At 71.9% G+C, this 10,517-nt stretch carries 11 protein-coding genes; 6 read left to right on the top strand and 5 right to left on the bottom strand.

Annotated features, from left to right (window positions below; genetic code table 11):
* Positions 1–12: 12 nt before the first annotated feature.
* Positions 13–1,548: a hypothetical protein gene (locus ACIPUC_RS35320; protein WP_446594474.1), complete on the bottom strand. Its 1,536-nt coding sequence runs from the start codon at positions 1,546–1,548 to the stop codon at positions 13–15.
* 54 nt (positions 1,549–1,602) lie between these two features.
* Positions 1,603–2,709 carry a DNA alkylation repair protein gene (locus ACIPUC_RS35325; RefSeq protein ID WP_446594475.1) on the bottom strand — a complete coding sequence of 369 codons (1,107 nt, stop codon included), beginning with the start codon at positions 2,707–2,709 and terminating at the stop codon, positions 1,603–1,605.
* A 296-nt stretch (positions 2,710–3,005) separates the two neighbouring features.
* Between ACIPUC_RS35325 and ACIPUC_RS35330 the strand changes: the two genes are divergently transcribed.
* Positions 3,006–4,556, top strand: coding sequence for an APC family permease (locus tag ACIPUC_RS35330; protein ID WP_446594476.1), 1,551 nt, complete (start codon positions 3,006–3,008; stop codon positions 4,554–4,556).
* 225 nt (positions 4,557–4,781) lie between these two features.
* The gene (locus tag ACIPUC_RS35335; RefSeq protein WP_446594477.1) at positions 4,782–5,060 is read left to right on the top strand and encodes a hypothetical protein; all 279 of its coding nucleotides are present in this window, start codon (positions 4,782–4,784) and stop codon (positions 5,058–5,060) included.
* A 50-nt stretch (positions 5,061–5,110) separates the two neighbouring features.
* Here the strand turns inward: ACIPUC_RS35335 and ACIPUC_RS35340 are convergent, their stop codons facing one another.
* Both ACIPUC_RS35340 and ACIPUC_RS35345 read right to left on the bottom strand, forming a co-directional pair.
* Entirely contained in the window at positions 5,111–5,545 is a 435-nt protein-coding gene (locus ACIPUC_RS35340; protein WP_446594478.1) for a nitroreductase/quinone reductase family protein, read from the bottom strand.
* Positions 5,542–6,195 carry an NAD(P)H-binding protein gene (locus tag ACIPUC_RS35345; protein ID WP_446594479.1) on the bottom strand — a complete coding sequence of 218 codons (654 nt, stop codon included), beginning with the start codon at positions 6,193–6,195 and terminating at the stop codon, positions 5,542–5,544. The genes ACIPUC_RS35340 and ACIPUC_RS35345 overlap by 4 nt, the downstream gene beginning before the upstream one ends.
* Before the next feature lie 59 nt (positions 6,196–6,254).
* Here ACIPUC_RS35345 and ACIPUC_RS35350 point away from each other — a divergent pair, with 59 nt between their 5' ends.
* Both ACIPUC_RS35350 and ACIPUC_RS35355 read left to right on the top strand, forming a co-directional pair.
* Positions 6,255–6,632, top strand: a complete 378-nt coding sequence (locus ACIPUC_RS35350) for a winged helix-turn-helix transcriptional regulator (protein WP_446594480.1) — start codon at positions 6,255–6,257, stop codon at positions 6,630–6,632.
* 19 nt (positions 6,633–6,651) lie between these two features.
* Entirely contained in the window at positions 6,652–7,449 is a 798-nt protein-coding gene (locus ACIPUC_RS35355; protein WP_446594481.1) for a bestrophin-like domain, read from the top strand.
* A 68-nt stretch (positions 7,450–7,517) separates the two neighbouring features.
* On the opposite strand, the gene ACIPUC_RS35360 is transcribed toward ACIPUC_RS35355, so the two are convergent.
* Positions 7,518–7,907 carry a VOC family protein gene (locus tag ACIPUC_RS35360; RefSeq protein ID WP_446594482.1) on the bottom strand — a complete coding sequence of 130 codons (390 nt, stop codon included), beginning with the start codon at positions 7,905–7,907 and terminating at the stop codon, positions 7,518–7,520.
* Positions 7,908–8,495: 588 nt separating this feature from the next.
* Between ACIPUC_RS35360 and ACIPUC_RS35365 the strand changes: the two genes are divergently transcribed.
* Together ACIPUC_RS35365 and ACIPUC_RS35370 are read left to right on the top strand one after the other, a co-directional pair.
* Positions 8,496–9,362, top strand: a complete 867-nt coding sequence (locus tag ACIPUC_RS35365; RefSeq protein ID WP_446594483.1) for an SDR family oxidoreductase — start codon at positions 8,496–8,498, stop codon at positions 9,360–9,362.
* A 262-nt stretch (positions 9,363–9,624) separates the two neighbouring features.
* Positions 9,625–10,173, top strand: coding sequence for a DUF1062 domain-containing protein (locus ACIPUC_RS35370; protein ID WP_446594484.1), 549 nt, complete (start codon positions 9,625–9,627; stop codon positions 10,171–10,173).
* The last annotated feature ends 344 nt before the right edge of the window (positions 10,174–10,517 follow it).

Consider the following 10,517-nt stretch of genomic DNA (forward strand, 5'->3'; position numbering starts at 1 on the left):
CCCCTTTTTCGGTTAGCGGCCCTCCGCGAGGGTCTTCGGGTCGGCGGTCTCGAGCCGCTCCAGCGCGGCGGCGGCCTGGACCCCGGGCGGACGGCCGTCGTCGTTCCGGGCGGGCGGGCACCAGGAGCGGTCCCGCTCGGCGCGCCCGACCTCGGCGTCGTAGGCGGCCGCGTCGAAGCGGTACTCGGGCGGTGTCGGCCCGACCGCCCCGCGCCACTCGCCCCACACCACCTCGGCGCCCTCACGGCGGATGGTCACGTACAGCGCCCCGCAGCAGGCCTCGGTGCAGTACGCCCCCGCCAGCTGCACCTCCCGCGGCTCGGCCCCGGCCCGCAGCTCGCCGGTGTCGAGCAGGTACTCGGGGGCGTTGGCGGGGCCCTTCCCGAACAGCGCGGGCACCAGGGGGCGCCCGTCGACCAGGATCCGGGTCTCGACGGCGGGGGAGTCGGCGGGATCGCCGACGACCACCTCGATCCGGAACCGCTGCCCGGCCGCGGCGCGGACGAACGGCTGCCGCCCGGTCCGCCGGATCCACGCGGCCCGGAGCCGGCCATCGGGCCCGCCGTCCGGGACGGGGCCCTCCAGCAGCCGCCCCAGCACGTCGAGCAGCGCCTCGCGCTGCCCGGGCCGCCAGTCCAGCAGGACGCAGGGGCCGCTGTGCAGGTCGAAGGCGACCGACAGCAGCAGCGCGCGGTGGTCCAGGGTCGGGGCCAGCCGGTCCGCGTGTCCGACCAGGGCTTCGTACACGGCCACGGCCGGCCGGTAGTCGAGGATCGCGGCCCGGTGGTCGTGCTGGCTCGCCATCCGGTGCAGCAGCCGGCCGGCCCGGTCGAGCACCTCGCCGTCCTCCGGATGAGCGCGCAGCAGCCCTTCGAGATCCGCGGCCTCGGCGATCCGCCGGGCGAGCCAGAGCAGCTCCGAATCGGGTGGCAGCGCGACCAGAGCGGCCCGCGCGGCTTCGGAGTCGCCGGTGGCGAGTGCACCGGTCAGCTCGAGCATGTCCGCGGATCGGCTGCACTGGGCGAGCAGGAGCAGCGCCGCGGCCTGCCGGTCGAGCGGGTCGAGTGCGGCGGCCGCCGCCCGGCCGAAGCCGCGCAGGAGGCCGAGGGCCTTGAGGCAGGGCACGTCCTCGGGTTCGCCGAGACGGATCAGCAGCGCGAGGCCGACACCGACGGCGGCCGTGCTGGTGCCGGTACGGGCCAGCCGCCGGGCGGTCCGCCGGGCGGCGGCCTCGTCCGCCAGCGGCAGCCGCCCGACGTGCGAGCGGAGGTTTGCGTTCCGCATCCGTAGCGCATCGGCGGCGACGTGGACGGCTTCGGCCGCCCGGACGGGATCCGGGTCGGCCAGCAGCGGGGTGAGGGCGGCGGCGACTGCGTCCCCGGCCTGGTCCCAGGTGAGATCGCTGCTGCTGGGCTCCGGCGGTTGGCCGGGCACGGGGTGGCCCCGGCGCGGGACCGGGCCGTCTGGGGCGATGCCCCGCAGGAACAGGGCGTAGTCGTACAGGGAGGTTCCGGGAGTGAGCGCCATGCGCTCGTCGCGGACGCTCACCGGGCGGGGTGGGACTCGATTCCGTAGGTCATGGGCGGAGCCTGCCAGGCCGGGTCAGGGCGCGTCCAATGAAAATCCGGCCTCGCCCCGCACCCGTCCGTTGACCTGCAGCTGCACCAGGTGCTCGCCGGAGTGGTAGCGGCGGGTGGTGATCGGCTTGAAGGAGTGGCGCTTGGTGCCGGTGAGGGTTTCGCCGGCGGCCAGTGTGCGGGTGGTGAGCTTGAAGACCTTCGGGGTGCGGCCGCCGTTCGCCTTCGTGTGGTGGATGACGTAGTCCACCACCAGCCCGGCCGGGAGGGCGCCGGTGTTGGTGACCGCGTAGTCGAAGACGAGGTACTCGCCCACGGCGATCCGCGGGGCGGCGACCACCGGCCCCGTCACCGTGACCGGCGCGTCGGGGGAGTGCCCGAGCAGGGTCAGTGCCTCGGGCCGGCCGGCCTTGATCAGGGTGCGCAGGCCGTGCCGTACGACGCGATCCGTCGTGTCCGGGCCCGTGCCCGTGTTCCTGCCCTCGGCGAGCCAGCGGGCGGCGGTCTCCACCGCCGGCCCGGGGTGGTCCCGGCTGATGTCGTTGAGGTGGTTGGAGACGGACCGGCGTACGTACGGAGACTCGTCGCGGTACAGCGCGTCGAGCACCGGCAGCACCGGGCGCGGGTCGGCGACGAAGGCGGGCAGCTGCGGAGCCCACGGCAGCCGCGGCCGGGTCCCCTCGCTGGCGAGGCGCCGTACGTGCGGGTCGGGGTCGGCGGTCCAGCCCCGCATGACGGCCAGGGCGCGGGCCGGGTCGGCGCGCAGGAAGGGCCGTACGGCGGATTCGGCGGTCAGCCGGGGGGTGAGGTCGTGCAGCAGCGCGAGACCGGGCTCGAACACCTCCAACCCGCGGACGGCAACGGCCTCGTTGACGGGGAAGGTCATCCAGCCCTCGAAGCCGGGGTCGGCGAGGGCGGTGCGTACGACGGCCTCGAAGGCGGCCCAGTCGCCGGGGAGGTCGGCGAGCACGGCGTCGCGGACGGCGGCGACGCGGGCGCTGTATCCGAGGCCGCCGAGCGCGCCGGCGCGGGCGAGCAGGGCGGGCGAGGTCCGGCGGCCGGCCGCGCGGGCGAGCCGCCGGGCCAGGTCGCCGACGGTGTCAGCGCTGAGGAGTTCGTCGGCCGTGGGCATGGGGTCAGTCTGGCGGACGGCGCACCTGTTCGGGGGCGGCCGAGGTGGGTTACCGGTGGTCACCACAAAGTCACGAGGGAAAGTTTAGAAACGCCCAAAACGGACACGGCTGCGGTTTCCGTATGGCGAAAGGCCGGGCCTGATGCCTGGTGAATCACGGATGCACAGCCGAGTGAACCTTGTATTTCGTGATCGTGAACGGACTCGATCTCGGAATTCAAAGGCGTCCGAGGGCTCTTCAGGCCCGGACTAACGCCCTCCGTATGTGGAAAACGCAGCATCTAACGTCCTGACCCATGACTCAGCTGGAAGCCCGGCCTCAGGTCGGAGACACGGTAAGCGGCGTCGCCGAGGGCGTACGCGGCAAGGGACTCGGCGGCAATTCCGTCGGGCTCATAGGCAACGCCGTCATCGGCGTATCGACGGTCGCCCCCGTCTACTGCCTGACGGCCACGCTCGGTCCCACGGTCAGCGAGGTCGGCGTCCAGATGCCGGCCATCTTCCTGGCCGGATTCATTCCCATGCTGCTGGTGGCCTTCGCCTACCGCGCCCTGAACAAGGCAGTCCCGGACTGCGGCACCTCCTTCACCTGGTCGGTCAAGGCCTTCGGCCCCCGCGTCGGCTGGATGTGCGGCTGGGGCCTGCTGGTCGCCACGGTCGTCGTGCTCTCCAATCTCGCCGGAGTGGCCACCAACTTCTTCTATCTCCTCGTGGGTGAACTGAGCGGCAGCGCGGACCTTGCCGCGCTGGACGACAACAAGTTCGTCCACATCCTCACCACCCTGGTCTTCATCGCGATCGCCACGGCGATCAGCTACCGCGGCATCACCGCCACCAAGTGGGTCCAGTACGTCCTGGTCGGCCTTCAGCTCACGGTGCTGGCGATGTTCGCCTACATGGCCATCACCAAGTCAGACGAGGTCGCGGGCTCGCTCGCCTTCTCCTGGTCCTGGATGAACCCCTTCGCCGTCGACTCGCTCGCCGCCTTCACGGCCGGCCTCTCCCTTTCGATCTTCATCTACTGGGGCTGGGACGCCTGTCTGTCGGTCAACGAGGAGAGCATCGGCAGCGCCAAGACGCCCGGCCGCGCCGCGATGCTCGCCATGGTCGTCATCGTCGCCTCGTACCTGGTCGTCGCCATCGCCGCCCAGATGTACGCCGGTGTCGGCACCGAGGGCAACGGTCTCGGCAACGAGGAGACCGCGGACAACGTCTTCGCCACCCTCGCCGAGCCGATCATGGGGTCCGGTCTCGGGGTCCTGCTCTTCGTCGCGGTCCTGGCCTCCGCCGCCGCGAGCCTGCAGACCACCTTCATCCCGGTGGCCCGCACGGTCCTGTCGATGAGCACCTACGAAGCCCTGCCGACCTCCTTGGCCAAGGTCCACCCCCGCTTCAAGACCCCGGGCCGCGCCACCGTCATGGCGGGCGTCGCCACCGGCCTCTTCTACGCGGTGATGACGCTGATCAGCGAGAACGTCCTGATCGACACGATCTACGCCCTCGGCCTCATGATCTGCTTCTACTACTCGATCACGGCCTTCGCCTGCGTCTGGTTCTTCCGCGGGGAACTGCGCTCCTCGGTGCGCAACCTCTTCGTGAAGGGCGTCCTGCCGGGCATCGGCGGCCTCATGCTCGCCGCGGTCTTCTTCCAGACGATGTACGACATGTGGGACCCGGCCTACGGCTCCGGCTCCTCGCTCTTCGGCGTGGGCAGCGTCTTCATCATCGGAGTGGGCCTGCTCCTCCTGGGCGTGGTCATCATGGTGATCACCCAGCGCCGCAGCCCGGCCTTCTTCCGCGGCGAGGTCCTGACGAAGTCCACCCCGGCCCTCGTGGTCGAGGACTGACCGTCCCCCTTCCCTCCCGCCCCGCCTCCCGCTGAGTCATCCCGCGGCCCCGGATCGATCCCCCCGATCCGGGGCCGCGGCGCGTGGTGCGGGGCGAGGCGGCGGCGCGGCCGGGCGAAGCGGGGGCCGAGTCATCCGACCCGTCCGACTCATCCGATCCGCCGAACGGCCGGGACGAGCGGTGACCCGGGGAGCGGCGGGGTCGTTGGGCGGGGCATGAATGCCATGAAGCGCACCCTTTCCGCCCTGGTCCTCTCCGGCGGGGCCGCCCTCGCACTCACCCCCGTCGCCGCCCACGCCGACGCGCCGACCCCCCAGGCGCCCCCGCTCGCCGGGCGCGTCATCGACATCGTCGACCACCCCGGCCAGACCGTCCAGGACACCAAGACCGCGCTGGGCGTGACCGCCGCGGCCGCCGGATCCGCCACCGAGGCCACCAACTCCTCCCTGTCGGGCGCCGGCACTGCCCTGTCGGGCCTCCCCGACGCCCCGAAGATCGACTGACCTCCCGGTGCCCCCTGGTCCCCCCCGGTTCCCTCGTTCCCTCGTTCCCCTCAGCCGGTACGGGTGACCAGGACGAGCGGGATCTCGCGGTCCGTCGCCTCCCGGTAGCCCGCGTACGAGGGCATCGCGGCCACCACCACCGGCCACAGGCGCTCCGCCTCGGCCGGGGTGGCCCGGCGGGCGGTCGCCGCGAAGGTCCCGGCGCCGACCTGGAGGGTGACGGCGGGGTCGGCGGCCACGTTCAGGTACCAGGCCGGGTGGCGGTCCGCACCGGCGTTGGAGGCCGTCAGCACGTACGCCTCCCCGCCCGGGTCCCGCACGTACACCAGCGCCGTGCGGCGCAGCGCCCCCGAGCGGCGGCCCCGTGTGGTCAGCAGGAGGTCCGAGATCCCCGGCCGCGGCTGCCCGGCGGTCTCCTCGAAGCGGCGGATGTGGTCGGCGACCCAGGGGTCGGGGCTGTCGGCGACTGGTTCGGGGGTCGTCACGCCGGACCCACCCCCGCGTGCACCGCGTGCAGGGTCGGGGCCGTGACCGCCTCGTCCACCACGGCCATGGCGAAGGCCGCGTGGGTGATCCGGCTGGCGGCATCGGCGGGGGCGGGGAGGACGTAGCCGCCCGGAGCCCCGGCCGACGCCGCCGCCGGCGCCGGCGCCTCGGCGAAGTCCCCCGCAGGGCTCAGCACGGCCCAGTCCAGCCCCGTCGGCGCCGCCGCCCGCAGCGCGTCGGTCCCGGCACCGTGGCCGGCGTAGAACTCCCGCCACTCCTGCGGATACCCCGGCGTGTCCATCAGCGCCGCACCCGACTCCGTCGGCAGTACGGACGCCAGCCCGACCGACACCAGCCGCGCGACCCCGGCCTCCGCGAGGCCCGCCGCCACCGCCCCGGCCGCCGCCGGGAAGAACACGCCGGGGACCGCCTGGGCGTCGTACACCGCGACCACCGCCGCGTCGTGCCCGGCCGCCAGCCGCGCCACGTCCGCCGCCGAGGTCACGTCCGCGTCGGCCCGCCCGGCTTCCGTGACCGCGTACCCGCGCGCCCGCGCCTCGGCGGCGACGGCCCGGCCGACCCGGCCGCGGGCCCCGAACACGATGAGCTTCTTCGCGGTCGTCTCGTCCTGCTCGCTGTGCTTCGTCATGCGGGCGAGCGTAGGAGGAGGCCTGGTTACCGATCGGATACCGGCCTACCGTGTGGATCATGAGCGAGCCGCAACCGGTCCCACTGGACCCGGAGATGTTCGACCCCGTCTGCCCGTCGCCGCTGGTCCCGTTCAGGATCGGCGACAAGTGGGCGACGCTGATCCTGCGCTGCCTGGAGGGCGGCCCGCGACGGTTCTCGGAGCTCAAGGTGCCGCTGCGCGGCATCACTTCCAAGTCCCTGACGCAGTCGCTGCGCGGACTGGAACGCGACGGTTTCGTCGTGCGGGAGGAGTACGAGGGCCCCGTGCGCCGGGTCGAGTACGCCCTCACCCCCCTCGGCCGCGGCCTCCTGGGGCCGCTGGACGCGGCCTGCGCGTGGACGCGCGAACACTGGGACGAGCTCATCGACGCCCGGGAGGCAGGGCTTTCGGGGTAGGGCGCTCGTTGAGCAGCACATGATCCTCTGGTTGCTCAACCACGTCAGCACGTTCGTCATCGCCGTCCTCCTCGTCGGAGGCCTCACCGGCCTCGCCGTGGCCGGCAGCCTGGCCGCCCGCCGCCGCTTCCCGCACCTAGCGAAGGGCGAGCACAACGAGATGGTCGGGGTCGCGCTCGGCATGTTCGGCGCGATCTACGGCATCATCCTGGCCTTCGTCGTCGTCACCCTCTGGACGCAGCTCGAGACCACCCAGAACATCGTCGCCACCGAGGCCACCGACCTGGCCCTGGTCGTGCGCAGCGCCGACACCTTCCCGCCGGCGGACCGCGCGCGCGTGCAGCAGGCGGTGGGCGCGTACGCGCACGCCGTCGTCGAGGTGCAGTGGCCGCTGATGCGCCAGGGCCAGCCGAGTTACGAGGCGACCGCGCCGCAGACCCAGGCCCTGTACCGGGCCCTCCAGGCGTACGAGCCGACCGGCACCCGTGCCGAGACCTTCTACGCCGAGGCGGTCACCCACCTCAACGACGTCGCCGCGCAGCGCCGCGCCCGCGTCTCGATGGCCGAGACCTCACTGCCGATCCTGCTGCAGGTGCTCGTGTACGGCGGCGCGTTGGTGATCCTCCCGCTCACGTTCCTGTTCGGGCTGCGGAGCCTGAAGATGCAGCTGCTGTTCGTATCGGCGGTCGCGGCACTGATCGGCTTCAGCCTGCTGCTGGTCGTCGCCCTGGACCGCCCCTTCGCGGGCGACCTGAGCGTGAGCCCGCAGCCCTACAAGGAGGCGGCGCTGGCGCAGTTCTGGGCTGCGGGGTCCTGACGGTCCGTGACGGTCCGGGCGGTCCGGATGGTCCGGACCGTCAGGACGTTCCTGACGCCCTTGCCGGCTCAGCCCCAGGTGCGGGAGCACAGCACGAGGCGGTAGCCGTCGGGGTCGGTGACGGTGACACCCCACTCGTCCCAGTACGGATTGTGGGCGGCGACCCGGGTCCCGCCGTGCTCGACGAGCCGCTGGACGAGGGCTTCGTCGGGGGCTTCGCCCAGGTAGACGACGAAGAGGTCGTCGACGGTGGGGGAGGGTACGACCGGGGCTCCGGCGTCATGCGTCAGCTCGAAGTGCCAACCGCCCCCGCCGGGCCCGACCATCAGCAGATCGTGCTCGCCGGGCGCCCGTTCGCCGGAGCTGCGCCACAGGACGTCGAGCCCGAGCCCGTCGACGTAGAACCGCTCGGCTGCCGCCAGATCGAGGGAGGGACGGGCGACGCGGATGTGTGTCATGGAGTTGATCATGAAGGGGAGGGTACGGGGAGGGCGGAGTGGTTTGGGGGCTGGTTGGCCGGGGGCTTCGGGGGGCCTGATTCCGCACACTGCTCATCAGGGAGGGTTTGGGGGTTTCCCGCCAGTCCCACTGTCTCTCCGGGTCGGGCCGCCCTGTCAAGGGCGCTCCTCCTTCGTCGTCGCGTCGCTTCGCGATGGCCTTCGGCCACCCTTGACAGACCGACCCGCCCCGGAAAGACAAGGACCGGCGGGAAGCCCCCAAAAGAACGGTCCACTGGTTCATGAGCAGGGTCAGGGGGCATCAGGGACCGGATCCTTGGTTCCCGTGGCCGTGCCCTCGCCCGGGCCAGTAGCGAGGCATCCGGGGTCGGCGGGTGCGCGCCAGATCGCTACGCGCTTCTCACGTCTCGGCGTCCGGCGGCCGTCCGGGGCTGGGAACAGGCCGCCACGGAGCGCTACACGGCTGATGTGATGGGCCAGTCCGTCTGGGCGTCCTGACGAGTGAACCTGCGCGTGTCCTGAGGGGCTCGGACGGTCGTGCCGCACAACGTGGGTGGAATGCCCGAATCGGTGTGAGGACGCGACGAGATGACGACCGTAGTGGTGACTGGCGCGACCGGGAACGTCGGACGACACGTTGTGAGCGAATTGCGCCGACGGGGCATCCCGCACCGCGCACTCACCCGCAACCCGGAAGGAGCCACTGCCGTACTCGGCCCCGGCGCCGACCTTGCGCAAGGGGACTTCACCGATCCCGAATCGCTCCGTGCCGCCTTCGCGGGCGCCGAGCAGGCCTTCCTGATCTGCGCCAACGACCCGCGGCAGGTCGAGAACGCGGCACACGCGATCGAGGCCGCAGCCACGGCCGGTGTCCGGCAAATCGTCCTGCTGTCCACGGTCGGAGCCGAGGCCGGAGCCGAGAAGACGTTCGCGGATCAGCACGGCCGCATGGAGCACCGCCTGCGCTCGGCGGGGATCCCTTTCGTGATCCTCCGGTCCAGCTTCCTGATGTCGAACCTCTTCGGTTCACTGCCGACGATCGGGCAGGCCGGGCGGATCTTCCTGCCCGCGGACGACGTCAGCGTCGCCATGATCGACCCCCGTGACGTGGCCGCCTGCGCGGTCGCGGTGCTCTCCGGGCAGAGCAGTGACGGAGAGACCCATCTGATCACCGGCCCCGAGGCCATCACCTTCACCGAGGTCGCCCACCAGCTCTCCACCGCCCTCGGACGGACGGTGGAGTATGTCGCCGTACCCGACGAGGCAGCCCTGGCCGGCATGCTCGGGGCGGGCATGCCGCCGTGGCTCGCCGAGGGGGTGGTAGGCATCTTCCAGATGCTCCGGGAAGGCGCCAATGCCGACACCACCGACTCCGTGCGCCAGCTGACCGGGCACGAACCACGCCCCGTCGCCGAGTTCGCCCGCGACTTCATGGCACCGCTCCTGACCCGCTGACCACGCCGGTGCCGTAGCCCTTGCCTCGAGCGGACGGCAGCAGTCCAAGGCCAAAAGGCAATCCGCCAGGGACTGCGGTGCGGAAAACCAGTGGAACAGCGCCGCTGGACGCCCTTACCGTGCTGCCGAACCACGTCGTCTAGGCAAGGACATGCCGTTGTACACCCTGTGAGACCCCCCCGAGAGCTGATGTGTCGCGCGTCGCGCATGTGCGCCGCGCTGCTTTTTGCTGCGGACTTCTCACTGGAACCGGTGTACTTCTGTGCTCAACGACTGGGTGGTCACGCCCACCTGCCTGCCGACCGTTCTCCGCCGTTGCCACGCCTGCGCGTCCGAGCGCTTCCGTGCCAACGGCAAATTTCGTGTCAACGCCCACCACAAGCTCCTCGACGCCTGGCTCCTCGTGCTCTGTACCGGTTGCGGGGACACGGCGAAGCTCACGGTCCTGGAGCGGATGAATGTGCGCTCCGTACGACCTGAACTGCTGGACCGGATGCATGACAACGACCCCGGCCTGGCAGCTGAACTGCTCCAGGATCCGGTCCTGCGGCGGCGCAATCGCATCGCCCTCGACTGGGACAACGCCTGGCGCCTCGACACCGGCGGATCGGATCACCTGGACCGCGAGGTGATCGACATCTCGGTCCGCTTCGAGGCGCGGATCCCTGTCCGGCCGGTGCGACTGATCGCCGAAGGCTGCGGCCTTTCACGGACCGAGGTCGAGAGACTGATCGCGGAGGGGAATCTCGTTTCGGCCGTCCGGCTGAGCGGCAAGCTCTCCGGCGACTTCACCTTCACGCTCAAGCGCTGAGCCCTCCCGGGACGAGGGCCCCAGAGGGGGCAGCCCCGTGGCTGCCCCCTCTGGGGACAGCCCAGCCCCGGACGGCCGCCGGACGCTGAGACGTGAGGAGCGCGTAGCGATTTGGTGCGCCCCCACCGACCCCGGGTCACTTCTCATACGGGCCCGGGCGGGGGCATGGCTGCGGGAACCAAGGGGCCGGTCCCTGATGCCCCCTGGCCCTGCTCGTGAACCAGTGGACCGTTCTTTTGGGGGCTTCCCGCCGGTCCTTGTCTTTCCGGGGCGGGTCGGTCTGTCAAGGGTGGCCGAAGGCCATCGCGAAGCGACGCGACGAAGGAGCGCCCTTGACAGGGCGG

The organism is Streptomyces sp. LARHCF249 (assembly GCF_052871255.1).

What these genes read in the sequence shown, in the direction of transcription:
- ACIPUC_RS35365 (WP_446594483.1), top strand. Translation starts at nt 8,496, where the DNA reads ATGACGACCGTAGTGGTGACTGGCGCGACCGGGAACGTCGGACGACAC.
- ACIPUC_RS35355 (WP_446594481.1), top strand. Translation starts at nt 6,652, where the DNA reads ATGATCCTCTGGTTGCTCAACCACGTCAGCACGTTCGTCATCGCCGTC.
- ACIPUC_RS35345 (WP_446594479.1), bottom strand. Translation starts at nt 6,195, where the DNA reads ATGACGAAGCACAGCGAGCAGGACGAGACGACCGCGAAGAAGCTCATC.
- ACIPUC_RS35350 (WP_446594480.1), top strand. Translation starts at nt 6,255, where the DNA reads ATGAGCGAGCCGCAACCGGTCCCACTGGACCCGGAGATGTTCGACCCC.
- ACIPUC_RS35325 (WP_446594475.1), bottom strand. Translation starts at nt 2,709, where the DNA reads ATGCCCACGGCCGACGAACTCCTCAGCGCTGACACCGTCGGCGACCTG.
- ACIPUC_RS35360 (WP_446594482.1), bottom strand. Translation starts at nt 7,907, where the DNA reads ATGACACACATCCGCGTCGCCCGTCCCTCCCTCGATCTGGCGGCAGCC.
- ACIPUC_RS35335 (WP_446594477.1), top strand. Translation starts at nt 4,782, where the DNA reads ATGAAGCGCACCCTTTCCGCCCTGGTCCTCTCCGGCGGGGCCGCCCTC.
- ACIPUC_RS35330 (WP_446594476.1), top strand. Translation starts at nt 3,006, where the DNA reads ATGACTCAGCTGGAAGCCCGGCCTCAGGTCGGAGACACGGTAAGCGGC.